Source organism: Halobacillus halophilus (assembly GCF_020171985.1).
Classification (GTDB): domain Bacteria; phylum Bacillota; class Bacilli; order Bacillales; family Halobacillaceae; genus Halobacillus; species Halobacillus halophilus_A.
In genome coordinates this window covers 233,039-258,976 of sequence record NZ_JAIVAL010000001.1, presented here as the reverse complement: position 1 = coordinate 258,976, position 25,938 = coordinate 233,039, and the positions used below count along the sequence as shown (strand labels likewise).

The 25,938-nt window shown below is 40.2% G+C and carries 31 protein-coding genes; 8 read left to right on the top strand and 23 right to left on the bottom strand.

All coding sequences use genetic code 11. The features are described from left to right. The first annotated feature begins 131 nt into the window (after positions 1-131). The 3 genes from folE2 to LCM11_RS01290 all read left to right on the top strand — a co-directional run bounded on the left by folE2 (position 132) and on the right by LCM11_RS01290 (position 1,692). Positions 132-1,064 carry a GTP cyclohydrolase FolE2 gene (folE2, locus tag LCM11_RS01300; RefSeq protein ID WP_224892486.1) on the top strand — a complete coding sequence of 311 codons (933 nt, stop codon included), beginning with the start codon at positions 132-134 and terminating at the stop codon, positions 1,062-1,064. 11 nt (positions 1,065-1,075) lie between these two features. Further along, the gene (gene yidD / locus LCM11_RS01295; protein ID WP_224892485.1) at positions 1,076-1,312 is read left to right on the top strand and encodes a membrane protein insertion efficiency factor YidD; all 237 of its coding nucleotides are present in this window, start codon (positions 1,076-1,078) and stop codon (positions 1,310-1,312) included. A gap of 92 nt (positions 1,313-1,404) precedes the next feature. Continuing rightward, a complete protein-coding gene (locus LCM11_RS01290; protein ID WP_224892484.1) occupies positions 1,405-1,692 on the top strand; it encodes a HesB/YadR/YfhF family protein in 288 nt (95 codons plus the stop codon). 123 nt (positions 1,693-1,815) lie between these two features. Here the strand turns inward: LCM11_RS01290 and LCM11_RS01285 are convergent, their stop codons facing one another. The 7 genes from LCM11_RS01285 to acnA form a co-directional block, all read right to left on the bottom strand. Further along, positions 1,816-2,121 (bottom strand): hypothetical protein, encoded by a 306-nt coding sequence (locus LCM11_RS01285; RefSeq protein WP_224892483.1) that lies wholly within the window; start codon positions 2,119-2,121, stop codon positions 1,816-1,818. Beyond that, positions 2,121-2,546 (bottom strand): acyl-CoA thioesterase, encoded by a 426-nt coding sequence (locus LCM11_RS01280; protein ID WP_224892482.1) that lies wholly within the window; start codon positions 2,544-2,546, stop codon positions 2,121-2,123. The genes LCM11_RS01285 and LCM11_RS01280 overlap by 1 nt, the downstream gene beginning before the upstream one ends. Before the next feature lie 3 nt (positions 2,547-2,549). Continuing rightward, positions 2,550-4,808 (bottom strand): AAA family ATPase, encoded by a 2,259-nt coding sequence (locus LCM11_RS01275; protein WP_224892481.1) that lies wholly within the window; start codon positions 4,806-4,808, stop codon positions 2,550-2,552. Positions 4,809-4,941: 133 nt separating this feature from the next. After that, the gene (gene tlp / locus LCM11_RS01270; protein WP_224892480.1) at positions 4,942-5,163 is read right to left on the bottom strand and encodes a small acid-soluble spore protein Tlp; all 222 of its coding nucleotides are present in this window, start codon (positions 5,161-5,163) and stop codon (positions 4,942-4,944) included. A 101-nt stretch (positions 5,164-5,264) separates the two neighbouring features. Continuing rightward, a complete protein-coding gene (locus LCM11_RS01265; protein WP_224892479.1) occupies positions 5,265-5,408 on the bottom strand; it encodes an FbpB family small basic protein in 144 nt (47 codons plus the stop codon). Positions 5,409-5,459: 51 nt separating this feature from the next. Continuing rightward, the gene (locus LCM11_RS01260; RefSeq protein WP_224892478.1) at positions 5,460-6,065 is read right to left on the bottom strand and encodes a TlpA disulfide reductase family protein; all 606 of its coding nucleotides are present in this window, start codon (positions 6,063-6,065) and stop codon (positions 5,460-5,462) included. Positions 6,066-6,213: 148 nt separating this feature from the next. Continuing rightward, positions 6,214-8,919 (bottom strand): aconitate hydratase AcnA, encoded by a 2,706-nt coding sequence (gene acnA, locus LCM11_RS01255; RefSeq protein ID WP_224892477.1) that lies wholly within the window; start codon positions 8,917-8,919, stop codon positions 6,214-6,216. Positions 8,920-9,213: 294 nt separating this feature from the next. Here acnA and LCM11_RS01250 point away from each other — a divergent pair, with 294 nt between their 5' ends. Then, positions 9,214-9,642 (top strand): DUF2621 domain-containing protein, encoded by a 429-nt coding sequence (locus LCM11_RS01250; protein WP_224893066.1) that lies wholly within the window; start codon positions 9,214-9,216, stop codon positions 9,640-9,642. A 33-nt stretch (positions 9,643-9,675) separates the two neighbouring features. On the opposite strand, the gene LCM11_RS01245 is transcribed toward LCM11_RS01250, so the two are convergent. From LCM11_RS01245 to LCM11_RS01210, 8 genes are all read right to left on the bottom strand, one after another. Beyond that, on the bottom strand, positions 9,676-10,143 hold the full coding sequence (locus LCM11_RS01245; RefSeq protein ID WP_224892476.1) for a CcdC family protein: 468 nt from the start codon (positions 10,141-10,143) through the stop codon (positions 9,676-9,678). Positions 10,144-10,177: 34 nt separating this feature from the next. Then, positions 10,178-10,495: a response regulator gene (locus LCM11_RS01240; protein WP_263622224.1), complete on the bottom strand. Its 318-nt coding sequence runs from the start codon at positions 10,493-10,495 to the stop codon at positions 10,178-10,180. Between the two features lie 51 nt (positions 10,496-10,546). After that, positions 10,547-10,975, bottom strand: coding sequence for a Na(+)/H(+) antiporter subunit B (locus LCM11_RS01235; RefSeq protein WP_224892475.1), 429 nt, complete (start codon positions 10,973-10,975; stop codon positions 10,547-10,549). A 67-nt stretch (positions 10,976-11,042) separates the two neighbouring features. Then, entirely contained in the window at positions 11,043-11,747 is a 705-nt protein-coding gene (locus tag LCM11_RS01230; RefSeq protein WP_224892474.1) for a cytochrome c biogenesis CcdA family protein, read from the bottom strand. 140 nt (positions 11,748-11,887) lie between these two features. Beyond that, positions 11,888-12,106, bottom strand: coding sequence for a YneF family protein (locus LCM11_RS01225; RefSeq protein ID WP_173380447.1), 219 nt, complete (start codon positions 12,104-12,106; stop codon positions 11,888-11,890). Positions 12,107-12,564: 458 nt separating this feature from the next. Further along, complete coding sequence (gene tkt, locus LCM11_RS01220; RefSeq protein WP_224892473.1) at positions 12,565-14,574, bottom strand: transketolase; 2,010 nt, start codon at positions 14,572-14,574, stop codon at positions 12,565-12,567. 178 nt (positions 14,575-14,752) lie between these two features. Further along, positions 14,753-14,986 carry a DUF896 domain-containing protein gene (locus LCM11_RS01215; protein ID WP_014643373.1) on the bottom strand — a complete coding sequence of 78 codons (234 nt, stop codon included), beginning with the start codon at positions 14,984-14,986 and terminating at the stop codon, positions 14,753-14,755. A gap of 95 nt (positions 14,987-15,081) precedes the next feature. Further along, complete coding sequence (locus tag LCM11_RS01210) at positions 15,082-15,747, bottom strand: recombinase family protein (RefSeq protein WP_224892472.1); 666 nt, start codon at positions 15,745-15,747, stop codon at positions 15,082-15,084. Between the two features lie 322 nt (positions 15,748-16,069). Between LCM11_RS01210 and lexA the strand changes: the two genes are divergently transcribed. Together lexA and LCM11_RS01200 are read left to right on the top strand one after the other, a co-directional pair. Further along, positions 16,070-16,693 carry a transcriptional repressor LexA gene (gene lexA, locus LCM11_RS01205; RefSeq protein WP_224892471.1) on the top strand — a complete coding sequence of 208 codons (624 nt, stop codon included), beginning with the start codon at positions 16,070-16,072 and terminating at the stop codon, positions 16,691-16,693. 241 nt (positions 16,694-16,934) lie between these two features. Further along, a complete protein-coding gene (locus LCM11_RS01200; protein WP_224892470.1) occupies positions 16,935-17,078 on the top strand; it encodes a hypothetical protein in 144 nt (47 codons plus the stop codon). A gap of 78 nt (positions 17,079-17,156) precedes the next feature. Here LCM11_RS01200 and LCM11_RS01195 read toward each other — a convergent pair whose 3' ends face one another. From LCM11_RS01195 to miaA, 8 genes are all read right to left on the bottom strand, one after another. Then, a complete protein-coding gene (locus tag LCM11_RS01195) occupies positions 17,157-17,705 on the bottom strand; it encodes a hypothetical protein (RefSeq protein ID WP_224892469.1) in 549 nt (182 codons plus the stop codon). 541 nt (positions 17,706-18,246) lie between these two features. After that, the gene (gene glnA / locus LCM11_RS01190) at positions 18,247-19,578 is read right to left on the bottom strand and encodes a type I glutamate--ammonia ligase (RefSeq protein WP_224892468.1); all 1,332 of its coding nucleotides are present in this window, start codon (positions 19,576-19,578) and stop codon (positions 18,247-18,249) included. Between the two features lie 25 nt (positions 19,579-19,603). Beyond that, positions 19,604-20,008 carry a MerR family transcriptional regulator gene (locus LCM11_RS01185; RefSeq protein WP_089751049.1) on the bottom strand — a complete coding sequence of 135 codons (405 nt, stop codon included), beginning with the start codon at positions 20,006-20,008 and terminating at the stop codon, positions 19,604-19,606. A 129-nt stretch (positions 20,009-20,137) separates the two neighbouring features. After that, positions 20,138-21,394 (bottom strand): aminotransferase class I/II-fold pyridoxal phosphate-dependent enzyme, encoded by a 1,257-nt coding sequence (locus LCM11_RS01180; protein WP_224892467.1) that lies wholly within the window; start codon positions 21,392-21,394, stop codon positions 20,138-20,140. Positions 21,395-21,414: 20 nt separating this feature from the next. Continuing rightward, the gene (hflX, locus tag LCM11_RS01175) at positions 21,415-22,650 is read right to left on the bottom strand and encodes a GTPase HflX (RefSeq protein WP_224892466.1); all 1,236 of its coding nucleotides are present in this window, start codon (positions 22,648-22,650) and stop codon (positions 21,415-21,417) included. A gap of 80 nt (positions 22,651-22,730) precedes the next feature. Next, positions 22,731-23,669, bottom strand: a complete 939-nt coding sequence (locus LCM11_RS01170; RefSeq protein WP_224892465.1) for an AAA family ATPase — start codon at positions 23,667-23,669, stop codon at positions 22,731-22,733. Positions 23,670-23,798: 129 nt separating this feature from the next. Further along, positions 23,799-24,023, bottom strand: coding sequence for an RNA chaperone Hfq (gene hfq / locus LCM11_RS01165; RefSeq protein WP_089751040.1), 225 nt, complete (start codon positions 24,021-24,023; stop codon positions 23,799-23,801). A gap of 45 nt (positions 24,024-24,068) precedes the next feature. Next, positions 24,069-24,998 carry a tRNA (adenosine(37)-N6)-dimethylallyltransferase MiaA gene (gene miaA, locus LCM11_RS01160; RefSeq protein WP_224892464.1) on the bottom strand — a complete coding sequence of 310 codons (930 nt, stop codon included), beginning with the start codon at positions 24,996-24,998 and terminating at the stop codon, positions 24,069-24,071. A gap of 186 nt (positions 24,999-25,184) precedes the next feature. Between miaA and LCM11_RS01155 the strand changes: the two genes are divergently transcribed. Then, positions 25,185-25,544, top strand: a complete 360-nt coding sequence (locus LCM11_RS01155) for a helix-turn-helix domain-containing protein (RefSeq protein WP_014643360.1) — start codon at positions 25,185-25,187, stop codon at positions 25,542-25,544. Positions 25,545-25,703: 159 nt separating this feature from the next. Then, entirely contained in the window at positions 25,704-25,916 is a 213-nt protein-coding gene (locus LCM11_RS01150) for a hypothetical protein (RefSeq protein ID WP_224892463.1), read from the top strand. Positions 25,917-25,938: the final 22 nt, after the last annotated feature.

Here is a 25,938-nt window from a genome sequence, read left to right as displayed (position 1 = left end):
GTAAAACAACCATGGGGACAGGTTCTATCCTGTTTTTACCAACACATTAATAAAAGCATTAAATTGTATAAATAGATTTACATATTGTATACTTTGACTTAGAAATGAAGGCCTGAAAGGAGTCTTTTACTATGAACAAAACTGAACTAAACCATAATAAGCAATTACCTTCCAAAGAAGAACGCCACCAATTATTTGGATCTGTGAAACCAGGTCCACGTACCAAACCGGTGGATAAAGATAAAATGGCTGATTTACAAAATTCGAAAAAAGATTTCCTTTTTGATATCGATATGGTAGGAATTTCAAACGTCAAGCATCCTATTCGTATTCCAAGCAAACTGACGCCGGAAATTCAGACAACGATTGGCACGTTCTCCTTTGGCTCCTCCATTATGAAAGGAAGCAAAGGCACGAATATGAGCCGCTTCACTGAACAATTAGATAAATATCACAACGAAGGATTTGCCATTGATATTGCGACTTTGAAAGGTTTTACCGAGGAACTTGCTGGTCGTTTAAAACAAAAAGATGCTGAAGTGGAAGTACATTTCCCCTGGTTCTTTGAAAGAAAAGGGCCTTATTCAGATCTTACTGGTATGAACTATGCAGATGCTACCATCCGTGATGAATATAAAGAAGAAACCGGGCATGATGTTACCGTTACGTTAACGGGCAAAATTACGACTCTTTGTCCTTGTTCAAAAGAAATCAGTGAGTACAGCGCCCATAACCAGCGAGGAAATGTATCTATGACTGTTACCTTAACGGATGATTTCGACGAACAGAAAATTGACTGGAAAGCCGCTTTGCTTGAGGCTGCCGAAAGTAATGCAAGTGCCCGCATTCACCCCGTTTTAAAAAGACCAGATGAAAAAATGGTTACGGAGCAAGCTTATGAGAATCCTCGTTTTGTAGAAGACATTGTTCGTTTGGTTGCAGCTGATTTATATGAATATGAATTTGTGGAAGCCTTTAGTGTAACTTGTCGAAATGAAGAATCTATCCATCTGCACGATGCAGTAGCCACTCTAAGTTATGATAAAAAACAAGAGATTGAATAAGGGCTTATTTTATGAAAAGTGTCATGATTGCACTTATAAAATTTTATCGTAAAGGAATCAGCCCTTTCTTCCCTCCCAGCTGCCGTTTCCAACCGACTTGTTCCGAGTATGGGCTGGAGGCCTTCAAGAGGTTTGGTTTTTTAAAAGGGGCTTATTTGACCATTAAGCGGATTTTGAAATGCCATCCTTTTCATAAAGGTGGTTTTGATCCGGTTCCTGATAAAGATAAGAAAGACAACCATCTGTAGGTGATTGTCTTTCTATTTTATTAGGTTTATCTATACCTATTTCCGGATACATCATATAAGACGACCATAGAATAGAAGGAGTTGAATAATGAATGGATCTTACCGTCACAGAAGAAGCAGCTAAATGGTATGAAGAAGAACTAGATGTAGATGACAATACAAACCTTCGATTTTATGTCCGTTATGGAGGAACAGGTGGTCTCCAGCCAGGATTTTCTTTAGCAATTCGCATAGAAGAACCATCTGAACCTATTGCGGAAACAAAAGTTGGAAAGATCACTTATTTTATAGAGGAAGATGATGAATGGTACTTCGGAGGACACTCATTACAAGTAGAATTCAGCTCTAAATGGGAAGAACCAGACTTCCAGTACCAATAGTCCTTACATCAAACCAGAAACTCTTCAGCTCTAAGCTGAGTTTCTGGTTTTTCTTCATCTATTACGAAGTTCCCTTCTTTTGGATAAAAAAAGCCGCCCCAAAAGGGCAGCTCCACAACAAAATTAAGGACTTAGATTGAAGCGTTCAATATGTTCCCATTTTTGTTCTTTCATTAAGATTTTATATTGGTGGTCCCCAAATAAATCGAAGTGAGGAAAGCGCGGATCATGATGAATCCAACGGGCATTAAGCCCATATTGAGCTCCCCATTGAGTTAATTTCTCAATATCAGAACAGCCCACTTTAGTAACCGTATCGCACCCCGGGAACCGATCATCAAGCCAGAAGTGAGTTAAAAACGCTATTTCCCCTCTCTCTACTTTTCTTTTCCAGTCAACTAATTCCTTTCTTTTCACCCCAAAAGCCATTAGTGCTCTCCTTCCATAGCCGCTAAATAAGCTTCATGCCAATCTGGAAAGCTTCGTCTTATAGAAACTGGGCGGAAGTTTTCTTTTTTTACAATGACATGCTTCGTTTGTCCTGACACGGCTAGACTTCCATCTCCATGAACGACTTCATATCCATAGGTGACACGCAGACCATCATACTCATCGACCCATGTTTTTACAACGGCTTCATCACCATAGCGAACAGGATGTTTAAAGCTTATATTAGCATCAATAACAGGAGAAACAACTCCTAGTTTCTCAATTTCCGAGTATTTGAAACCAAGCTCTTCAATAAAAGCAGTTCGACCAATTTCAAACCATACTAGATAATTGGCATGATAAACTACGCCCATCATATCTGTTTCTTGATACCTTACCTGTATCGGTGTTTCTACGACTTTCATCTTTTAGGACTCCCTTCGAACGGCCTGCCAGGCTTTTTCAAGATCGTTTACGATTAATTCATTCATATCTGCAGCATCATTTTCTACAATTCGCGTCGCCTGATACTGAATAGCTTCATTAACAAGATTATTTACAAATCGTCCGTTTCCACGAATTCGGTGATTTTTATATTTCTCAAGCAGGAACTCTTCCGTCCACTCGTTAAAAGTGTACGCAAATTGGTGCGCTTGGAAATGGGTCATTTCCAATAGTTCCTGTTCATTGTAATCAGGGAAATGAAAATATTTCTTAAACCTCGAAGATAGTCCTGGATTGCTTTCAACAAGCTGTTCCATTTCATGCTGATAGCCGGCCAGAATCACGACGAGGTTTTCATTATGCTTGGTCATTTCATCAACCAGGGTTTCAATCGCCTCTTTACCAAATTCATCCCTTCCTCCGTTATAGAGAGAATAAGCTTCATCAATAAAGAGTACTCCTCCAAGAGCTTCCCGGATTTTCCGCTTCGTTTTCATTGCCGTTTGGCCGACATATCCTGCCACAAGATCGCTTCTGGATACAACAACCATGTGACCTCTTTTAAGAAGACCACACTGTTTTAAAATATCCGAATAGATTTCTGCAACGGTCGTCTTACCCGTACCTGGATTTCCCGAAAACACAGAATGCAATTGAATAGGTACGACCGGATATCCATTCTCTTTCCTCTTTTGCTGAGCCTGGACAAAAGAAGATAATTTTCGCACCTCCGCCTTTACGTTATCGAGGCCGATTAATTCATCTAAACGATTTCTGGGTGATGTCTTCTCGTCGGCAGCCGAAGTGTCCCATGCCAGGTCATTTTCATCAATTCTCATATGATCGAGCCAGTGAGTTTTATCACGCTCTGCCTCCTGGGCCCCTTTTTGGAAAATTGTTTTCATAACCAGATTTTTTACAGTCCTGGCATTGCCAAAGGAATCGTCCACACGCTCTCGATCAATGAGAGAGGTAAACTCATTTAGTGCGCTTACTGTAAAAAAGAAATCATTATCAATAGCCGTCTGTTCGGCAATAGTAATCAATTCTTCCATTTTATAATCAGGAAGAGAGATGTGGTTTTGTTCAGGAAAACGGCTTCGCAGCCCAGGATTTGACCATAAAAACTGCCGCATCTCTTCTGGGTACCCTGCTAATATTACAGCGAATTTTCCTCCAAACTCTTTTCCAGTCATGGCTGACACCAGCGTATCGATCACAGCTTGTCCATAATCATTACCCGTCTGGCCCTCGCGCTTTAAACTGTAGGCCTCATCAATAAAGAGAACTCCACCAATTGCTTGCTTCACATAATTCATCGTATTTTCTTCACTTTGACCGACATAAGAGCCAACCAGATGGGAGCGGTTGACTTCTACAACTTCTTTAGTATCAAGAATCCCCAATTCGTGATATATATTGGCTAGTAAACGAGCCATCGTCGTTTTGCCTGTCCCTGGATTGCCGGTAATAATCATGTGCAGACCTGGTTCATCTACCATGGAGAAACCAAAATTTTTTCGGTGCTGCTGGTATTTTAGAAAATGGTAATACCGTCTAATATACGTCTTTACGTCTTTTAGACCTACCATCTGATCAAAAGCTTCCAATGGATTACCAGAAGAAGCATCTGTTAAAAACCGGGGCAGTTTTCTATACAATTCATCCTGGTGGTCAGAAAGTTCTCTAGTACGCTCGTTAATTTCTTTAACCGGGAGACGAATTCGCCGATTTTCAATTGAATTAAGCGCCTCCGTCATTATCTTTTCTAAAGCGTCTAATTGTTCATATACTTCCTGATATAATTTCATACGGTTAGTAGCGTCTATTAATGTTTTAGAAGCTAATTCTGAATCCCATTGGGCTTTCAGTTTAGTTACATCTTCATATATAGATCGAGCTTTTTTTGCTTTAGCTGAATCATGGTCTGTTTCATGAAGCACCCACTGTTCAAGTGGTGTGCGCTTTAAGTGAGTATAGGCTTGCATCATCTGCTTCGATTCATATAAATCCGTGACCAGTGAATGATTACCTGCGAGCACCCTTGCTTCATCGATAAATTGATCAGCTAATTTCTCGTGCTCTGGATGACGTTTGATCCGATGATAGGCTAACGTCACATAAAGGAGAGCCTTTAGTTCTGTGTCTTGTATTTCCTCTTGATTAAAATAACGAAGAGCTTCTACTTCTGAAAGCGGAGGCTTTTCGTCGATGCTTTTCCATTGTTTTAACTGTTCGATCATGTCTTCACTTCCTTTCCTATCACCGTTATATATTTTATCATAGTGAACTGTTTATGTAGATGAACTCGATTCCCAACCTATTCTTTCAATACATGATAAAACCGCTCCAGCTAAGCTAGAAGCGGTTTTATCATTAATACTTTTGATTACGAGCCTCGTCTTTAATCTCTTCACGCATTGCATAAATAGATTGGTTTCTCCGTTTGTTTTTATCTTCGATGTTCTTTTTTTCTTCTTCTGTAGCAAACTTAAGAGAGTCATGGGAAGCTTCAATGTTTTCAATGGTATTGGTTACTTTTTCCTGCAATTTCCCTACATTATCCGACCGGTTATCTGGATTAGATCGATGTGTCATGAGTTCGCCTCCTTCTAAACCTTAGTTTGGCTTTGTTTAATAAAGCCAATCCTTAATTTTCCCACTTGGAAACCTTTTATACCATACAAAAATCCCACCGTTTATGATGGGATTTGCTTTATTCTTTCATTATGTCTTTGTTCTATCCGCTCATCAATTTGATCCATCAACTGCTGATCTTCCTCTATAGAGCGAATGTTCTCTTTAACAAGATCTTCAAAAGATAACGTTCTCTGTTTTCTCACGGAAATCTCTCCTTTTTTGTTAAGGATTTCCATTTAAAACATGTATTATACCTATTCTAAAGTATTTTTCATTTCTATCATGAAATCATACGACATCGGACCAACTTTTCTGGGTTCCTGGATTACTCCATTTGTTCCTATAAAATAAGTGGTGGGGATGGAAATCGTTTGATAAGTCTGGTGTAACTCTAAATCTTTATCCAGGAGTATAGGAAAGCTATAACCGCCCTTATCTATATATGATTGGACCTCACCTATACTGGTTTCAGACCCTGTTCCATTTACAGCTAGTACGGCGACTTCCTCACCATACTTCTGTTGAAATCGTTCCATTTCAGGCATCTCGTCACGACAAGGCGGACACCACGTGGCCCAAAAGTTCAAAAAAACTTTCTTTCCTTTGTAATCCGAAAGCTTAACCTCTTCACCTTTTAAGGTCTCTAATGTGAAGTCCGGAGCTTTTTCGCCTTCCTTTAATCCGCTCGGAGCATCAGGAGAAGTCATGCCTGTACCTTTTTCTTCCTTGCTGGCTTCATATGTCTGTAATTCGCTGTCTTCAGGGCTTGTCTCTCTTTCACTCCACACGTTATAGGCAACAAGAGATAAGAGAGCCAATAAAAATACAGAAGCAAGAATTTGTTTAATCAATTGGTCCACTCTCCCAAAATCATTCTACATGTACTAAGTATAAGAATATAGAAATCCAAATATGTCTGTAAAGATAAATGAAGAAATACTAGAAATATTGTCACACTCGTATGCAAAAAAGCCGCCTTATGAATAAGGCGGCTTTCCAATAAGAAAGTTAACTGATTTTGTTACGCAGAACCATTTGAAGAATGCCTCCGTGACGATAGTAGTCAACTTCAACTTCACTATCAAAACGAGCTACAACTTCAAATTCTTTCTTGTTACCATCTTCATCCGTTGCTGTAACTGTAACAAGATCGTGAGGTTTTACATCTTCCCCAATTTGTACATCGTAAGTTTCACGGCCAGTTAACCCTAGAGATTCAATTGTATCTCCAGATTTAAACTGTAGAGGAAGAACGCCCATCATAACCAGGTTAGAGCGGTGAATACGCTCAAAGCTTTGAGCAATTACCGTCTTAATACCTAAAAGATCAGTACCTTTAGCAGCCCAGTCACGTGAACTTCCCATTCCGTAATCATCACCTGCGATAACTAGAAGAGGTGTTTCGTCCTGCTGGTATTTCATAGCAGCTGTATAAATCGGCATAACTTCTTCTGTAGGCCAATAAGTAGTGAATCCGCCCTCAGTGCCTGGCGCTAGTTCATTACGAATACGAATATTAGCAAATGTACCACGCATCATAACTTCATGATTACCACGTCTTGATCCATAAGAGTTAAAGTTACGCGGACTAACTCCTTTTTCCTGCAAGTACTCACCAGCTGGCATGTCTTTAGGGATAGCACCTGCCGGAGAGATGTGGTCTGTTGTTACAGAGTCACCGAATTTACCGATCACCCGCATCCCGTTAAGCGGTTTAACGGACTCAGGATCACTTGATAATCCCTCAAAGAACGGCGGGTTCTGGATATAGGTAGAATCATCATTCCAGTCGTAAAGCGGCTCATCCGTTGTGTCAATCTCGTTCCATTTATCATTGGAGTTGAAGACATTTTCATATTCTTTACGGAAAATCTCTGGAGTAACAACTCGTGCAATCTCGGCTTTGATTTCTTCCTGAGAAGGCCAGATATCGTCAAAGAATACATCATTTCCATTCTGGTCTTGACCGATTGCTTCTTTTTTAAGGTCAATATCCACAGTACCTGCTAAGGCATAAGCAACTACTAATGGCGGTGAAGCCAAATAGTTAGCTTTAACGAGCGGATGAATTCGACCTTCGAAGTTTCGATTACCGGAAAGTACAGAAGAAGCGATCAAGTCATTGTTAGCAATCGTTTCTTCAATTTCAGGAAGAAGTGGTCCGGAGTTACCTATACATGTAGTACAACCGTAACCTACCAGGTTAAACCCTAGTGTATTTAAATGCTCCATCAGACCTGAATCCTCTAAATAGCGGGTAACTACTTTAGATCCCGGCGCAAGAGAAGTTTTTACGTAAGCTGGTACATCAAGACCTTTTTCAATAGCTTTTTTAGCTACAAGTCCTGCGCCGAGCATAACGTGCGGGTTTGAAGTGTTGGTACAGGAAGTAATAGCGGCAATAGCCAGTGCTCCCGTCTTCATAACCGCTTTTTCCCCACTTTCAAATTGAACTTCAGCTTCTTTTTTGAATTCTGATTTATCAAGACCAAAACCATGATTTCCGGCTGGACCTGTTACAGCATCTTCAAAAGAATTTTTCATTTTGGAAAGCGGAATTAAATCCTGCGGACGCTTTGGACCAGACAAGTTTGGTTCCAATTCTCCGAGATCGATTTCAACTAGTGAAGTAAACTCTGGATCTTCTTGAGATGGATCATACCATAACTGGTTTTCTTTACAATATGTCTCTACCAGAGAAATTTGTTCTTCGCTGCGGCCTGTTAAACGTAAGTATTCAAGTGATTCTCCGTCTACTGGGAAGAATCCGCAAGTTGCTCCATATTCAGGAGCCATGTTTGAGATCGTAGCACGATCAGCCAGCGGCATTTCCTGTAACCCAGGACCAAAGAATTCTACAAATTTCCCAACTACATTCTGCTCACGAAGTTTTTGCGTAACTTTCAGAGCCAGGTCGGTAGCGGTTGTTCCCTGTGGGAAACTTCCATTCAATTTCACACCAATAACTTCTGGCGCCGGGAAGTATGAAGGCTGTCCAAGCATTCCTGCTTCAGCTTCAATTCCACCTACACCCCAGCCAAGAACTCCTAGCCCGTTGATCATAGTGGTGTGGGAATCTGTACCGACAAGTGTATCGGGATAAGTATCATAAGCACCGTTGCCATCCTCTTTAGCATGGACAACATTCGCGATATATTCAAGGTTTACCTGGTGAACGATTCCTGTTGCTGGTGGTACGGCACGATAGTTATCAAAGGCTTTCTGAGCCCAGTGAAGAAATTCATACCGTTCCTGGTTACGTTCAAACTCGAGCTCCATGTTAATGTTAAGAGCATCTGCTGTACCATATTTATCAACCTGTACAGAGTGGTCAATAACGAGATCTACCGGAACTTCGGGATTAATCTTGTCAGGACTTCCGCCCATGTCCACCATTGCTTTTCTAAGAGAAGCAAGGTCTACTACAGCTGGTACACCAGTGAAATCCTGCAGTATTACACGGGAAGGCTTAAATGGTACATCTTCCCCTTTAGATTTACTAGTTCCCCAGTTTGCAAGACTCTCCACGTGCTCATCTTTAATCACACGGCCGTCATGTTGGCGCAGAAGAGATTCAAGCAGAATACGGATAGAAAAAGGCAGACGGGAAATCTTGCCCTGCCCCGCATCTTCTAAGGCTTTTAAGTCGTAATAGTTGTACGTTTGGCCATTTAGTTCAAATTGTTTGCGAGAATTATATGGATTGCTAGCCATACTTCCTTTTACCCCCTCATCATAATTTAATGGAGAGCCGTATAAAATGGCTTCCCCATTCCCCAATTATAGTACATTTGCGACCTTTAATTGGATAAGTTCACAAATCTGCACCCCTTATTGTAAATGAAAACGATTTATAAGTAAAATAATTAGACACTATTTTTTATATTTCGACTTATCCTTGGAATAGTACAAGTAGCATCCTTCTTTTCGTTGTCAACGTTCTTGTATTTCCTGGAGGTTCCTCTTATAATTAAAGTAAGTTTATATATGAATGAAACAGGTGATAATATGTCAGGCGGATTTGCCCTTTTTATCGTTGCTTGGACCGTTGTTTTAATTACGTTAATGGGGATCGGCGGCTTCTTTATGTTTCGTAAGTTCTTAAAACGGCTCCCTAAAGAAGACGGGAAATCGATCATTGACTGGGAAGAATACTACGTGGATAAAACACGTAAGATGTGGACACAGGAACAAAAGGATCTCTTAGAAGAGTTAGTTTCTCCGGTTCCAGAATTATTTCGTGACGTAGCCCGGCAGAAAATTGCCGGAAGAATTGGTCAGGTAGCTTTGGAAAAAAGACGGAAAAAAATAACCCAAGAAGTGATTATTGAAGGTTATATTTTAGCAACTCCCAAACGGGATCATAAATTTTTAATTAAAAAACTTGAAGAGAAAGATATCGATCTGGAACCATATCAGCCATTATTTGATCGTTAAGAAGACCCGGCACACCATCTGCCGGGTCTTCTTTTATGTTTCTATCGATTTTTCAAGCCGCAAATATTGCCGGAGCATAGCGAGCCTCCAGGTAAGAATCATTCCTAAAGCAAGTAAAAAGAACATTCCGCTCGTTTCACCGAAGGAAATGGTTTGTCCGATTATTAATTTCAGGATAACGCGTAGAATGAGTAACCCGAATAAGATAAATACAAACGCTTTAGATGGTTTAAGATAGATATCACCCTCTCGCACCTCCAATTTGGAAGTGCGAATCAAAAAGATTGAAAAAAGCATTCCTACTGATACAGCTTCAATCACCTGGGTCCACTCCAGCCGGAAAGCAGGAAAAATGAACATAAAAGCACCAGTACTCATAAAAAACGGCGGGAGAATGATTTTTTTTATACTGGCCGGCTGCCTGGCTGCCCTCATTCTAATAAAAATCATAGCAGTAGCCATACACGCCGCAACCAGTGTACTTGCTATTAACCAAAACATAAACATTCACACTTTCTTTTCTGATCGTCCGTACCTAACTTAACACACGTTCAATGGCTTCGAGTACCATTCTTTCATCAAATGGTTTAGCAATGAAATCTTTAGCACCTTTTTCTATCGGTTCAACAATCAATTTTTGCTGACCCATAGCAGAACACATCACCACTTTGGCATGCTGGGACTGAGTCTTAATTTGTATAAGAGCTTCAAGCCCGTTCATCCCGGGCATGGTAACGTCCATGGTTGTCAGATCTGGCTGAAGCTCAAGATGCAACTCTACCGCTTTTTTACCATCTGCCGCTTCTCCTACAACTTCGTGATTCGCTTTTTGAAAAATATTCGTAAGCGTCAAGCGTGCAAACTTGGCCTAGTATCCGAGCCATACAAACTCCCCTTCAACATCTCAACTTCGATCATTTGCAATTGTCAGTATAATAGTCATTGTTATACCAACAACCGTTAGATACACACCCAGATCAAACAGTAAGGCTGTGGCAAGTTCCGTTTTACCTAGGATTGGAAGTTGAAAGTAAGCGTATGTTTGACTCAAAAAAGGCTGACCAAAAATAAATGAACCAATGCCTGTTCCTAAAGCAATGATTAATCCAGCAGGAATGATATAGCGAAAGTTAATCGGCAGTATCTTTTCCATAGAACGTATGCCATACGCCATATACATAAGTACAAAAGCAGCGGAAGTCATTAAACCGCCGATAAAACCGCCTCCCGGGGCATTGTGTCCAGCAAAGAACAAGTAAATGGAAAATCCTAAAATAATAAACGCGATTAGTGTAGTGGTAGCTCGTAAAATAATGTCATTGGTGCGGGTCATATTCATACTCCTTTACTGTTTTATTCCTGAATTCATCATAATATAAAGTTTCTTCAAAATCCATTTCTTAAAAGCCCTGAAATCCAAATAAACCAACTAAATAAGACGTCAAGGCTGTCATCCAGTCAAAATATAAAGCGATTCCCATCATAATCATAATATAACCACCTACTCTCACAATAGTGCCACTGTGCTTTCTTACCCAGTTTAGTTTTCCTACAAAGAAGGATAGTACTAAGAAAGGAACTGAAAAGCCGAGTGAATAGGCAAGCATCATAACCATAAATAATTCAGGACTATCAGCAGCTAAAACTAAAACAGCTGACAAAATTGGACCTGTACAGGGGGTCCAACCTAAAGAAAAAGTTAGTCCAATTAGAAAAGAGCCAATAAAGCCTGCAGGTCTATTTTTAAAAGATATTTTTCGATCTTTCATTAAGAATTGGAAATTGAATACCCCAATGATTACAAAACCGAAGAAAATAATTAAAATAGCTCCTAACCGCCTTATGATGGTATCATTTTGGATAAGAAACTGAGATAAAAAGGATCCTGAAAACCCTAGCACTAGAAAAATTGTAGTAAACCCTATTAAAAATGATATCGTGTGCAATAAGCTTTTCCGCTTCAGCATGGCGTTTTCTTCTTTTAACTCACTTACACTCATTCCTGTTATGTACGATAGGAATGCAGGGTATAAGGGAAGTACACACGGAGATATAAATGATAAGAAACCGGCCCCGAAGGCAATAAATATATTTATTTCTGACATAATGCTTCCTCCAAAATTATACTAGATCACTATTGTATCAAACCGTATTTGAAAAAACGATGAATCAAGTGTGAACTTTAGATTAACTGAACCATAAGAAAAGCCTTCTTTCCTTAAACAGAAAGAAGGCTTTATTTTGATTATTTCATTTGATTGTTCATGGAACGCATCATTTGATTAATCTTCTTCTGCGATGGCTTCTGTCCCATCTGCATCATCAATGTGCGAAGCATTTGCTCATTAATTGGCGGGTTTTTCTTCAAATAGTTCATCATATACTTTCTGGCAATGAAAAAGCCAAGAGCTACTCCTCCGATGAGAGTGAGTACAGCAATGACGATAACCCATATAATACCCAAAGTCATGTCTTCGTCTTCCTCCTTCGTGTTATCTCCCATAACAGTATAGTAAATGGTCCACAGAAATACAATAGTCGTTTACGATAATAAACTTTCGCCTGCCAATGGGAATACCCAGCCATAATGATCTTCGTCCAGTCGACGTTAAAAAATGAGCGGGAAGACATCCTATAATGGCTTAAACACGACATTATCTGTCTGCCACAGACTTTCACACTGAAAAAGACAACAATAATTCTTATTATCTATTATATCATATTGTGAGTTTTTATCGAACAACGGAAACGAAGCTGATAGGTAATTTTTTATCCATCAACTATCTTATTTTACCTCAGAATGTGTGAGAAGTTTATGGAGAATAATTTTAAACTTATCTATCGATACGTGCGCTGTTCACTACCCGGAGGTTATATATAAAACAAGCTGCCGGATATACCGACAGCTTGTTTATATGATCTTTAGGCGTTCATTAGGTTCTCAGCGTGTTTAACTACATTGTCTACAGTAAACCCAAAGTTTTCGATGATTGTATCACCTGGGGCTGAAGCTCCAAAGCGGTCGATGCCGAGCACCGTACCGTCGAGGCCTACGTAGCGTTCCCAGCCAAATGATGCAGCCATCTCTACAGCTAGACGTTTACGAACGCCGGAAGGAAGGATGCTCTCTTGATAGTCTCTGCTTTGAGCATTAAATCGATCGAAAGAAGGAATACTTACGACGCGAACGTCATATCCTTTTTTCTTAAGTTCATCTTGTGCTTTAACAATTAATTGTACTTCAGATCCTGAAGCTAATAAAATGGCATCTGGCTCTTCCTTATCAGAATCACTCAAAATATACGCACCATGCTTAACCCCTTCATAAGCGTTTTCTGCCGTGCCTTCAAGTGTTGGAAGACCCTGACGAGTTAATACTAGCGCATTTGGAGTGGTATTAGATTCTAAAGCCAACTGCCATGCCGCACTGGTTTCATTCCCATCAGCGGGACGGATTACGGAAAGATTTGGCATTGCACGAAGAGATGGCAATTGCTCAATTGGCTCATGAGTTGGTCCATCTTCTCCTACAGCTACAGAGTCGTGGGTAAAGACATAGTTTACCGGAAGATTCATTAGTGCAGAAAGACGCAGTGCTGGTCTCAGGTAGTCACTAAATACAAAGAATGTTCCGCCATAAACTTTAAGTCCACCATGTAAGGCCATACCATTTAAAGCTGCGGCCATTGCAAATTCTCTTACGCCAAACCAGATATTTCGGCCGGCATAGTTGTTGCGAGAGAAATCTTCCTCTTCTTTTACAGTTGTTTTGTTTGAACCTGCCAAGTCTGAGCTTCCTCCGAAGAAATATGGAACTTTAGCGGAAAGAGCATTAATAACATCACCTGACGCAGCACGAGTTGCCGGGCTGTCTTCACCTGCTTGATAGGTTGGAAGTTCTTGCTTCCATCCTTCAGGAAGCTCTCCTTTAATAGCCGCTTCAAGTTCTGCAGCCAGTTCAGGGTAGCTTTCTTTATACTGTTTCATAAGTTCATTCCAGGATTGTTCTTTCTCTTCTCCATTTTGTTGAACTTTTTCATTGAAATCCTGATATACTTCCTCTGGTACATGAAATAGTTCTTCATGCTCCCACTCATAATGAGCTTTCGCTGCAGTAACTTCTTCTTCTCCAAGGGGAGCCCCGTGAGAAGCAGACTTGCCAGATTTATTTGGTGAGCCGTAGCCAATTACTGTTTTAACTTCGATCATCGTTGGTTGATCCGTGTTCTGCTTGGCTTTTTGAATCGCGTTTGCAATTTCTTCGGTATCTGTTCCGTCCTCGACACGAATAACTTGCCAGCCATATGCTTCATAGCGCTTTTCAACGCTTTCACTAAAGGAACGGTCTAAATCTCCATCTAAAGAAATATCATTTGAATCATACAAAACGACTAATTTGCCAAGTCCAAGGTGACCTGCTAAAGAAGCAGTTTCCTGGGAAACACCTTCCATTAAATCACCATCACCACAAATAGCAAAAGTGTAATGATCCACTACGTTATAGTTCTCACGATTGTATTTAGCACCTAAGTGAGCTTCAGCCATTGCCATACCGGTCGCCATGGATAAACCTTGACCAAGTGGGCCCGTAGTTGCTTCCACCCCATCTGTATGTCCGTATTCAGGATGCCCTGGAGTTTTAGAGTCCCATTGACGGAAAGATTTAAGATCATCGATCGTCACATTGTATCCTGATAAATGCAGCAGGCTATATAAAAGCATAGACCCGTGCCCCGCTGATAGTACGAAGCGGTCGCGGTTAAACCAGTCAGAATTCTTAGGATTGTGGTCCATAAACTTTGTCCAAAGGGTATACGCCATAGGAGCTGCTCCCATTGGCATTCCTGGATGACCAGAGCTTGCTTTTTCAACGGCATCGATTGTGAGTGTTCGGATCGTATTTATTGAAGTTTGTTCAAGGCTGTTTGCCATAATCGTCTTTCCCCTTTCTTTTTCGAAAATATGTACAAGTATTATCCTATAATGAATTTAGGTTTGAAACAAGCACAGGGGCAATATTTCAAAAAATCCCAGTACTTAAATTAATTTTTCCCTGAAAAGGGTTTCTTAAACAAAATAAATCCGTACATAAGCTGTACGGATTTAAAACTCAATTTTTCTTTTCGTTTTCCTGCATTTCTCTTAATTTCTTAGGTGTCACATCTTTTCCTTCAGGGTCAATAACAGTAACACCTTTTAACTGGTTCTTAAAGGATTTACGAACATTTTTCAAGTATTCCTGTCTTAACTCCTGTTGTTCTTCTTTTTCCTTGGCAGTTAATTCCTCTTGTTTTGATTTATTAGCCAGTTCATTTATACGATCAATCTTTTCTTTAGATAACATAGATCATACCCCTTTATATTTATATTGTGACTTACAGGATCGATTCATGTGTGAACAAGAAAAAGACAAGAGGCCACGTGACCCTTGTCATTTATTTAATCGTAACCTTTGTCTTCGTTTTTTTCAAGTAATACGTGCTCCTGATATCTTCGATGGACTGTTGCTTTTGATACATCATATCCAAGTCCACGAAGAGTGGCGGCTATATCTTTAAATGACAGCTTGTTCTGGCGCAAGCGAACAACCTCGTGTATGGGAAATTCAATCCTTTCGCGACCAGGAGCCAAGTGCTGATTTGAAAGATTAGATGCAGGATTATAACCTTCCTCGACCGCCTTCCTCATTCCTCTGCGGATCTTCATATTATGTATTTTACGCTGATATTCTTCTACGATGCCCACTATTTGTAGAACCATAGAGTCAGATTCGGCTATCTCCAGTTCTCCTTCATGGGAAAGTGAATAGATTTGAACCTTTAACTTATTTAATTGATGAAATAAAGCAATTTTGGTGTTTCCTCGTCCTAGCCGCGTTTCATCTTGTATTAATAAGGCGTCTGCTTCCCCGCTTGAAAAATATTCAAGCAAGCGGAAAATTCCCTCCCGTTCGATTTCATACCCGCTTGCTTGTTCCTCTATACAATCTATCACTTCCATGCTATGGTGTTCGGCCATCTGATTTAATTCATTTCTCTGCCTGTTCAATGAAGAAACTTGCGCTTCTTTTTCTGTACTAACGCGACAATATAGGATAACTCTCATGATGTTCGGCCCTTTCTATTAAGTGTACTTATTAAGCATATAATAGATTATCCAATGGAGACCATTGAAAAGTAAAGAAAGGCTAAACTTGCGATAAACAGTACAAGGTACGTGATATCAAGCTTTGACAGTTTGTTGAACATGATTAGACCCTCCAATTTAGGAACGAACGTTCTTAAGAACTAATGTTCGCTTTTTCTAATACCTATTATATACGAACAATAGTTCTTGTCAACCTGGTTTTTCGAACGCTTGTTTGTATTATTTAAGTAAGCATGGTACAATGTGGTTACTATAAATCCTATGTACGAGGTGTAAATCTATGAGTAAACTTTCAAAGAGGCAACAGGAAATATTAGATTTTATTAAAGAGCAAGTCATTATGAAAGGTTATCCGCCTTCGGTCCGCGAGATCGGTCAATCCGTTGGCCTGGCATCCAGTTCAACGGTTCACGGCCATCTATCCCGTTTAGAAAAAAAGGGGTACATTCGAAGAGACCCTACTAAACCAAGAGCTATTGAAGTGATAGAGTTAGAGGAAGATCACAGTATTCCTAGAAGCGAAGCCTCCTATGCACCTGTCATTGGTAAAGTTACAGCTGGTTCTCCGATCACCGCAGTAGAGAATATTGAAGAATACGTGCCCCTTCCGGACTCTTTAGCCGGTACGGACGATAATACGTTTGTGCTTGTAGTACAAGGTGAAAGTATGATAGAAGCTGGTATTCTGGATGGTGACATGGTAATTGTAAGACAGCAGCAGACTGCTCAGAACGGCGACATTGTAGTAGCCATGACTGAGGATGAGGAAGCTACAGTTAAGCGCTTCTTTAAAGAGAGAAACCATATCCGCCTGCAGCCTGAAAACGCTACGATGGAACCTATTCTTCTGAATGACGTATCGATTTTAGGACGGGTAGTAGGTCTTTATCGTACTGTTCATTAATTAAATAAAAAGGGCAGCTCTTAAGAGCTGCCCTTTTTTTGCGCCTTTTTCTATTAAGTACTGCTGAAGAGTAATTTTAAAAATAAGTTCCTGTTCCGTTCTTCCTCTACAGTAAGGTTGAGTTTCCTTAAAAAGAGATGGTTTACCAAATGTTTGATTCAGGGTACGTAAATTCAAACGGTTTACCGAAGTTAAGGTCATCCTTAAAGCATGATTAATAATAGATAAGGAGTTGAGTAATATGGGATTAAAGTCAAAACTCTCAAAAATCCTTAGAATCTGGAACGATGTGGATGCTGTTCGTCATAACCGAATTGGCCAGCGAGTCAGCAGAAGAGCTGCAGGTAAAGTCAGCGGAAAGCTAATTCGTAAGATATTTAAATAGGAACTTCCTATAATCTAGAGATAGTAAAAGCCCTTAATTAAAAGGGCTTTTTTTGTTTGTATCATTCTATCCATTTATTTACTTCATACCGTTATTCCTTAAGTAATCAATTAAAGCGAATAATATCTGTTCTTTACGCTCTTTATAATGAGTATCCATTTTTATACGCTGGCTGCTGAAAAGAAAAGCATCATGCAAATAAAAGATGCGAGGCGTAGCTTGCCAGGTATGCTCAGTAATCCTATTCCAAATATAAATTTCAAACTTTTCAGAATAATTTTTTTGTTTAATACAGGAGCGTACGTCCGTTTTTTTAACTTCTACAGATCCTTCAAACATATTTTTGCGAGCAATTTCCCACCACATTTCAGCTCTATAAAATTCTCGAGCATCATCTTCTTTCACAACATTTGTTGCATTTGATTCTTTTGATTCTTTGACCAGTGTACGTTCCTCGATGAACGACCATAGATCATCTTTATTAATTCGCCAGCCGTCCTTTCGTGTCGCAGGTTCTACGCCTTTAATAGTGCCATTTCTCAGCCACCGTCGAAGGCTCTCCTTATGTGTCGTAATTTTATATTGGATTAACTTTTCCAGTGCTTGGTCGACAGTGTATTGTTCCATTCTACATCCCCTAACAAATCAATTGTTGTATATAAATCATAACACAACACGTGTTGCAATACACTTAAAAGTGGGTTGTGTATATGGTTTTGCTTATTTTTATAGTAAAATTCAGCAAGGAGTTAGACATAATGAACAATGTCGTTTTGGATAGACGCCACTTTTAATTATCCAATTTTTCGAGGGGATTTTCAGCATGCCTCTGCTAACTAATTGAAGGACAAATCTTCTGAGGACTATCGATTATCCCGGATATTAAAATAAAGGATTTTTAAATCTCATTCATCATCAAACTTACCAAGCACTCCCTATAAATTTAAGAGAACACTGGTTGTTATTGAAAAACTCTATATGTATATTCTCACTAATTTAATAAATACAATATTCTGCCATAGGCTATGTAGAACGGGTGAGTTTAGTATTAACGTAAAAATATAATTTTCGATTGAAGTTGGTGTGAGGTATAAGGATAGAACTTCTAACTTCTAGTCCCTTGATATATGAAAAACCCTGACGCTTCAGCGTCAGGGCTTGATGAGGTTTAATATGTTTGTAGATATTGTTCGCGCTCCCAAGGATGTACTTGCGTACGGAACATATCCCATTCAATTTCTTTCGCTTCAATAAAGTGTTCAAACAGGTGCTCGCCAAGAGCTTCGACCATAATTGGATCTTCCTGCAATTCTTCCAGTGCATTGTAAAGCGTGGCAGGCAGGTCTTTAATGCCGTGTGCTTCACGTTCTTTCTTATTCATAACATAAATGTTGCGGTCAACAGGAGTTGGGGCTTTCAATTTATTTTCCACACCGTCAAGACCTGCAGCTAAAAGTACAGACATTGCCATATATGGGTTTGCGGCAGGGTCTACACTTCTTACCTCTATACGAGTACTTAACCCACGAGAGGTAGGAACGCGTACAAGCGGACTGCGGTTCTGGCCGGACCAGGCAACATAGCAAGGTGCTTCGTAACCAGGCACTAGACGTTTGTAAGAATTTACCGTAGGGTTTGTAATCGCTGTGAAGTTTGTGGCATGTTTAATGATACCAGCTGTAAACTGATAAGCGATTTCGGATAATTCTTTATCACCGTTTTTATCATAAAAGGCATTTCCATCCTCATTAAACAATGACATGTTTGCATGCATTCCCGACCCGTTCACACCAAATAAAGGTTTAGGCATGAAAGTAGCGTGAAGACCGTGCTGACGAGCGATCGTTTTTACAACTAGTTTAAATGTCTGAATATCATCACAGTGTTTCACAGCATCGGAATATTTAAAATCAATTTCGTGCTGGCCAGGCGCTACTTCATGGTGGGAAGCTTCTATTTCAAATCCGATTTCTTCAAGTTCAAGCACAATATCCCGTCGGCAATTTTCACCTAAATCAGTTGGCGCAAGGTCGAAATAACCGCCTTTGTCGTTCAGCTCCATCGTTGGTTCGCCTTTTTCGTCCAGCTTAAACAAAAAGAATTCAGGTTCTGTTCCTATGTTAAACGCTGAAAAACCAAGCTTCTCCATTTTTTTAATATTACGTTTTAAGTTATAACGCGGGCACCCTTCAAAAGGTGTCTTGTCCGGGTTGTAAATATCACAAATGAAGCGGGCTACTTTTCCTTTTTCAGATGTCCAAGGAAAAACCACGAATGTATCCAGATCTGGTACTAAGTACATGTCAGATTCCTCGATGCGTACGAACCCTTCAATAGATGAACCATCAAACATCATCATACCCTCTAAAGCCTTATCCAATTGACTTAGCGGAATTTCGACATTTTTGATAGTCCCAAGCATATCCGTAAACTGCAATCGAATAAAACGGACATTTTCCTCATCAAGTTTCTTGTAAATTTCTTCTTTCGTTAACCCCATAGTTCCAGTCTCCTCTCAACACAATTTAATGGAAGAATCTAGATAATTCCCCCTGCCTAATTCCAAGTTTACCTTGCCTTCCCGCGGTGAAAAGTTCTTGCTGCAGCATACGACGCAGTTCTTTCTCTGTTAGTTCACTATGAACTTCCTCGACTCGCTTCTCGTCGTATACCTCGTTCTCCGGCTGATCTGTCAGCTTAAGAACCTGCTTTATCCCTGCCATATTAACGCCTTGTTCAATGAGGTCTTTAATTTCCAGCAGTCGATCTACATCATTGAATGAAAACAGCCGGCGGTTCCCTTCTGAACGGGCAGGTTGTACTAGCTGGTGCTGCTCATAATAACGGATCTGCCGGGCAGAAAGGTCTGTCAGTGATTGAACAATCCCCATCGGGAACAACGGCATGGAACGACGAATCTCATCACTCATCGTGTGCCACCTCCCCATAAGAATGATACTGCTTTAATTATACGATAAGTAGAGGATATGTCAACATATGTGAGGAATGTTCACACATATATATTGATATAGTAAATAAGGTAAGAAAACCTCTCATTTTCAGGGTGAACTAACCTTCACATACCCCTCTTCCATAAGACGTTTAATTGCTGCAGTTACAGCTATCTTTACGTGAGAATAGGTTAGCCCGCCTTGGATAAAAGCCGTATATGGAGGTCTTATAGGGCCGTCGGCCGTGAGCTCAAGACTAGCCCCCTGGATAAATGTACCCGCAGCCATGATGACATGATCATCATATCCAGGCATTGGGCTAGGCTCTGGACTAACATGCGAATTTACCGGAGAAGCACGTTGAATGGACTGGCAAAATCGAATCATTTGCTCAGCTGAATCAAAATTCACAGACTGAATTAAATCAGTCCGTGCAGCATTATATGCAGGGTTCGTGTCAAAACCAAGCAGGCTAAGAAAATGAGCCGTAAACACCGCTCCCTTTAGTGCTTCTCCTACTACATGAGGTGCTAGAAATATGCCTTGATACATTTCTTGAAGGCTATTAAGGCTCGCTCCCGTTTCTTTGCCTAATCCAGGAGCCGTTAAACGGTAGCTGCATAGTTCAATCAGTTCTTCCTTACCGGCTATGTAACCTCCCATTCTAGCAATTCCGCCTCCGGGGTTTTTAATTAATGACCCGGCGATTAAATCAGCTCCTGCTTCAAGGGGTTCTTTTATTTCAACGAACTCTCCGTAACAGTTATCAACAAAAATAATAATATCCTCTTTCACTTCCCTGATTTGTTCGATGATAGAAGTAATATGTTTAATAGTGAACGATGGTCGATCTTCATAGCCTTTGGATCGCTGAATTCCTACCATCTTCGTAGCAGAAGAGATGGACGAAAGAATTTCCTCAACCTGAAAATCCCCATCCTTGGTTAACGGTATGGACTGATAAGAAATCCCAAAATCTCTAAGCGATCCCATGTCCTTTTTCCGCCCTGTCCCTATAACATCCCTGAGAGTGTCGTAGGGATCCCCAGTGATGTATAAAAGCTCATCCCCGGGCCGAAGAACGCCAAATAAAGAAGTCGTAATCGCATGGGTACCTGAAATTAATTGCGGCCGGACAAGGGCGTCCTCTGCCTTAAAAATTTCTGCATATAGAGATTCAAGTGTATCTCTCCCAAAGTCATCGTAGCCATAGCCGGTTGTGGGGTTAAAATGAGAATCACTTACCCTTAATTTTTGAAAAGCATGGAGTACTTTCTCCTGATTAAATTCAACAATTTGATCAATTCGTTTATGCTCGGGTGCTATTTCTTGTTCACTTTTCATTTTAATGGTTTCGATATTCATGATGGTGTCTTCCTAACTTTTTATAGTATCTGGTGTTTCAGCGGATGGTCCGGATGTATGAATCCATGAAGAGCATACCCCTCTTTATCTTCATAGAAATCCATGCTGGTAATCATGCTGAATTTTTTGAATTGCTGCAGACGTTTTCCTTCTGAGGCAGGAATAAACACATCGTATTCATGCCACTCTTCCTTTAAGACCATTTCTATCTTATCTAAGATCCTCTTCAAATCAATCCGGTCGTGTACACTAACGGTTAAAGATGGATGAGTTTCGGGGATAAAATCCTCACGAAGTAAGTCCTTTTTGTTATAGACCGTAAGCATTGGCAACTGACCTGCTCCTAATTCATCAAGCAGCCGCAGAACTGTTTTTTCCTGCTGCAGGTGGTCAGGGTGAGAGGCATCCACCATATGAAGAATAAAATCCGCTTCAGTCACCTCTTCAAGTGTGGACCTGAAAGCAGCAATCAAGGTAGTCGGCAGGTCTTGAATAAAACCTACAGTATCGGAAATAAGGGCTTGAAATCCTGATGGAAGACTCATTTGTCTCGTCAAAGGATCAAGAGTAGCAAACAACAGATTTTCTTCATATGAATCACTTTCCGTCACACGATTAAAAAACGTAGATTTCCCTGCGTTGGTATAACCTACAATCGCAATTTGAAAAGCCTTATTTTCTTTACGACGCTGGCGATACTGTTCCCTCTGTTTGACTACAGAATTCAAACGCTTCTTAATATCATCAATTCGGCGTCTTATGTGACGGCGATCGGTTTCGAGTTTTGTCTCTCCTGGACCACGTGTTCCGATTCCTCCGCCCAATCGGGAAAGCTCTGTACCCTGCCCTGCCAGACGAGGCAATAAGTACTGCAGCTGGGCTAATTCTACCTGAAGTTTACCTTCCTTAGTGCGGGCACGGCTGGCGAATATATCTAAAATAAGTTGACTTCTGTCAAGCACTCGTCGTTCAACTTTATCTGAAATATTCCTTAGCTGGCCCGGAGTAAGCTCGTCATTAAAGATTATTAACTCAGCTTCTGTTTCCAAAGCTGCCGCTTTAATCTCTTCTAACTTCCCCTCACCCAAATATGTAGCCGGGTGCACCCGGTCCCTTTTTTGTGTGATTACTCTGCAGACATCTCCATCAGCCGTTTCCGTTAAGGATTGGAGTTCTTCTAGAGAGGAATGAAAGCGATCTTCTTCCTCGTTAGGATCTTTTCTGGCTACTAGGATCACTCGTTCTTTACCTTGCATAAATCCACCTTCTTTTCTATATACCTGAATGATTCCATTCCTATCATACCAAAAAGTACCGCAGATAGATAACGGTACCATTAGGGGGACGGGAATGAGTTTGTTACCGAAAAATCTTCCGCTTCTAAAGTCATTAATGCTTCTTTCTTTTGATTCGGACTGCTAATTACACGCCAGGCGTGTTTGCGTATGGCTTCTTCTATTACATTGCGTACGTACCGAGCGTTTGAAAAATTACCGGCTTTACGGGAACAAACATAGGATAAATGCTGATATAATTTCCTTTCTGCGTCAGCTGTCAGACAATAATCACGATCACGAAGCATGCCGTGTGCAATAGCTGCTAATTCGGAGGCGGAGTAATTCGAAAAAGATAATTGAATAGGAAAGCGGGAGGCTAAGCCCGGGTTGATTTGCAGAAAATCATCCATTTCTTCCGGATATCCCGCTAGAATAATAATGAATTGATTATGATGATCCTCCATGCATTTCACTATCGTATCAATAGCTTCCTTGCCGAAGTCCTTTTCCCCGCCTCTTGCCAAAGAATAAGCTTCATCAATAAAGAGGACGCCTCCGAGTGCCTTATGGATTAAGTCTTTTGTTTTTTTGGCCGTATGCCCTATATATTCTCCAACAAGATCACTGCGGTCCACTTCGATAAAATGACCCTTCTCAAGCACTTCAATTTCATAAAATAGCTGGGCTACCATTCTGGCAATCGTTGTTTTCCCTGTACCCGGGTTTCCTTTATAAACCATATGGAGTACCTGTTGATCAGATTTTAAACCTAGTTCTTTCCGTTTATGAGCAATTAATACCTGAGCATAAATTTCTTTAATGCGAACTTTCAAATCCCCAAGACCCACGATCGATGAAAAGAAATCATCAATTCTACGAAAAGGTGTTAAAGGCTGCTCTTTAGGGCGAACGTGCTGGATGGGCACAGCTTTAGGCTTCGTATCATTTAGAACAATGTTAATTGTTCCTGGCTTAGCTGTTTTTGCTTGTGAGTGCACATGGATCCCTCCTCGTTTCCATTCATCATACGCACTTAAAACCAAACCTGTGACAAAAGCCTATATAAGAGTGGCCAAAAACGGTCAAAATAAAACGGACGCTTAAACAGCGTCCGTTCTTTAAATATTCTATTCTTTCTCCAATGAAACATTTTTCATCGGAGCAAACGTTGAAATTGCATGTTTGAAAATTAACTGCTGCTTCCCATCGGTCTCGAGAAGGACAGTAAAATTATCAAATGCCTTCACAGTCCCGCGAAGCTGGAAGCCGTTAAGCAGAAAGACAGTCACTTGCATACGATCTTTTCTTAGTTGGTTTAAGTAGTTATCTTGGATATTTACGGATTGAGCCATGGATTTTCCTCCTCTATTCTATCTGTATTAGTACCATTCTATTTCTCACTTCATCATTCCTGCTAAATCATTTAAAATTGTTTCAAATTTCTCCTCATACTCCTGCTCTGAAATCAAATACCAGCGGACATTCATTTTATTACGAAAATAAGTGTACTGCCTCTTAGCATAGCGTCTGGAATTCCTTTTGAGCAGCTCCACTGCACGATCCACATTGTATTCTCCATTAAAGTAAGGGATAAACTCTTTGTAACCAATGGCCTTCATCGCCTGTGTATGTTCATATCCTTTATCGTATAAACATTTCACCTCTGCGATTAAACCCTCTTCTACCATTTGATCGACCCTTCGATTAATTCGGTTATACAACTCTTCTCTTTCCATTTCAAGACCAACAATGACAGGGCGGAAAGGTGATTCATTGCTCTGCTGTTTCTGATAATCACTCATCACTTTGCCTGTAGTTTCATAAACTTCCAACGCTCTCAATACACGCCGTTCATTGTTTGGGTGGACTTTTTCTGCCTGTTCAGGATCGACCGATTGCAAACGTTGGTACAGAGCTTCCATACCATACTCGGAAGCTTCCTTTTCCAGACGCTTGATCACCTGCTCATCCCTTTTTTCCTCAGAAAAATTAAAATTGTAAAGCGTAGCCTGTATGTATAATCCGGTACCGCCAACAATCACGGGTACCTTTCCCCGAGAACTGATCGTCCGTATAAGACTTTGAACCTTATTCTGAAATTCAGCTACAGAAAAACTTTCGTCCGGTTCTTTAATATCAACCAGGTGATGAGGAATACCTTGCATTTCCTGTTCCGTAACCTTAGCCGTTCCAATATCCATCGATTTATAAATCTGCATTGAATCTCCGCTGATGACTTCTCCTCCAAAACGTTTCGCAATTTCAACCCCAAGTTTTGATTTACCAACAGCCGTTGGGCCAACTACAGAAATGACTAATGGCTTCATATTTTCACACCTCCATCACTGTTACCCATTATACATGAATCGCATAGGAATCATACCTCAGAGCATAAACTAACGTAATCCGTTACCACTACTAACGAAATCCGTTAGTATAAATCAAAATATTCGTTAGTTATACTATCGAGATTCGTTAGTTTGTGTTATAGTATAAAAAAGGAGGCGTCCACAGTGGTTCATGAAAGAATTCGTTCATTAAGAAAAAATCGAAGGTTAACCCAATCGAACTTGGCTGAAAAGGTCGGTGTCTCTCCGCAGGTCGTGTCAAACTGGGAAAGGAATTACACTTCTCCAGATTTGAGTGATTTAACAAAGATTGCTCACGCGCTTCAAACCACTGCCGATTACTTACTGGGTATGAGCGATGAAAAAGAAGATGAAATTAGAGAGATCAAACAGCTCCTTGAAACAAAAGGATATGACAAACCTGTCTTTTTTGATAAAAAGGCCTGGTTCGGCATCCAGCCTGATGATATAAAACAAATTGACAATTACTTCCGATTTTTATTACAGCAAAAAAATATATCGTAAGCCCCCCTCCCCTATAAAGCGGATAAAAAGCCAACCTTAATTGATCATAAATATATTATGTCAATTAAAGTTGGCTTTTTATTTTTCTGGAATATATATCCATAAACAGGTAATTATTAGTTTCTGTCGAATCCTAGTATAAAGGAGGAGATATAATCTATGGATGCTAAAGAAAAATTTAAAGGTCAAAAAGTGAATTTGCAGTGTCCTCATTGTAATGAAGACATAGAGATTGGTACGAGCTCCGTTTTCGGAACGGACCAAACCATCACCTGCCCAGCATGCCAGACTGAAATTCATCTGGAGAATTCTGAAGCCTTGAGTAAGCTCAGAAAACAATTGGACGGATTGAAAAAATGGACAAGATCTTAATAATAAAAAAAGGTCAGCACCC

What these genes read in the sequence shown, in the direction of transcription:
- folE2 (WP_224892486.1), top strand. Translation starts at nt 132, where the DNA reads ATGAACAAAACTGAACTAAACCATAATAAGCAATTACCTTCCAAAGAA.
- yidD (WP_224892485.1), top strand. Translation starts at nt 1,076, where the DNA reads ATGAAAAGTGTCATGATTGCACTTATAAAATTTTATCGTAAAGGAATC.
- LCM11_RS01290 (WP_224892484.1), top strand. Translation starts at nt 1,405, where the DNA reads ATGGATCTTACCGTCACAGAAGAAGCAGCTAAATGGTATGAAGAAGAA.
- LCM11_RS01285 (WP_224892483.1), bottom strand. Translation starts at nt 2,121, where the DNA reads ATGGCTTTTGGGGTGAAAAGAAAGGAATTAGTTGACTGGAAAAGAAAA.
- LCM11_RS01280 (WP_224892482.1), bottom strand. Translation starts at nt 2,546, where the DNA reads ATGAAAGTCGTAGAAACACCGATACAGGTAAGGTATCAAGAAACAGAT.
- LCM11_RS01275 (WP_224892481.1), bottom strand. Translation starts at nt 4,808, where the DNA reads ATGATCGAACAGTTAAAACAATGGAAAAGCATCGACGAAAAGCCTCCG.
- tlp (WP_224892480.1), bottom strand. Translation starts at nt 5,163, where the DNA reads ATGACACATCGATCTAATCCAGATAACCGGTCGGATAATGTAGGGAAA.
- acnA (WP_224892477.1), bottom strand. Translation starts at nt 8,919, where the DNA reads ATGGCTAGCAATCCATATAATTCTCGCAAACAATTTGAACTAAATGGC.
- LCM11_RS01250 (WP_224893066.1), top strand. Translation starts at nt 9,214, where the DNA reads ATGTCAGGCGGATTTGCCCTTTTTATCGTTGCTTGGACCGTTGTTTTA.
- LCM11_RS01245 (WP_224892476.1), bottom strand. Translation starts at nt 10,143, where the DNA reads ATGTTTTGGTTAATAGCAAGTACACTGGTTGCGGCGTGTATGGCTACT.
- LCM11_RS01235 (WP_224892475.1), bottom strand. Translation starts at nt 10,975, where the DNA reads ATGACCCGCACCAATGACATTATTTTACGAGCTACCACTACACTAATC.
- LCM11_RS01230 (WP_224892474.1), bottom strand. Translation starts at nt 11,747, where the DNA reads ATGTCAGAAATAAATATATTTATTGCCTTCGGGGCCGGTTTCTTATCA.
- tkt (WP_224892473.1), bottom strand. Translation starts at nt 14,574, where the DNA reads ATGGCAAACAGCCTTGAACAAACTTCAATAAATACGATCCGAACACTC.
- LCM11_RS01215 (WP_014643373.1), bottom strand. Translation starts at nt 14,986, where the DNA reads ATGTTATCTAAAGAAAAGATTGATCGTATAAATGAACTGGCTAATAAA.
- LCM11_RS01210 (WP_224892472.1), bottom strand. Translation starts at nt 15,747, where the DNA reads ATGAGAGTTATCCTATATTGTCGCGTTAGTACAGAAAAAGAAGCGCAA.
- lexA (WP_224892471.1), top strand. Translation starts at nt 16,070, where the DNA reads ATGAGTAAACTTTCAAAGAGGCAACAGGAAATATTAGATTTTATTAAA.
- LCM11_RS01200 (WP_224892470.1), top strand. Translation starts at nt 16,935, where the DNA reads ATGGGATTAAAGTCAAAACTCTCAAAAATCCTTAGAATCTGGAACGAT.
- LCM11_RS01195 (WP_224892469.1), bottom strand. Translation starts at nt 17,705, where the DNA reads ATGGAACAATACACTGTCGACCAAGCACTGGAAAAGTTAATCCAATAT.
- glnA (WP_224892468.1), bottom strand. Translation starts at nt 19,578, where the DNA reads ATGGGGTTAACGAAAGAAGAAATTTACAAGAAACTTGATGAGGAAAAT.
- LCM11_RS01185 (WP_089751049.1), bottom strand. Translation starts at nt 20,008, where the DNA reads ATGAGTGATGAGATTCGTCGTTCCATGCCGTTGTTCCCGATGGGGATT.
- LCM11_RS01180 (WP_224892467.1), bottom strand. Translation starts at nt 21,394, where the DNA reads ATGAATATCGAAACCATTAAAATGAAAAGTGAACAAGAAATAGCACCC.
- hflX (WP_224892466.1), bottom strand. Translation starts at nt 22,650, where the DNA reads ATGCAAGGTAAAGAACGAGTGATCCTAGTAGCCAGAAAAGATCCTAAC.
- hfq (WP_089751040.1), bottom strand. Translation starts at nt 24,023, where the DNA reads ATGGCTCAATCCGTAAATATCCAAGATAACTACTTAAACCAACTAAGA.
- miaA (WP_224892464.1), bottom strand. Translation starts at nt 24,998, where the DNA reads ATGAAGCCATTAGTCATTTCTGTAGTTGGCCCAACGGCTGTTGGTAAA.
- LCM11_RS01150 (WP_224892463.1), top strand. Translation starts at nt 25,704, where the DNA reads ATGGATGCTAAAGAAAAATTTAAAGGTCAAAAAGTGAATTTGCAGTGT.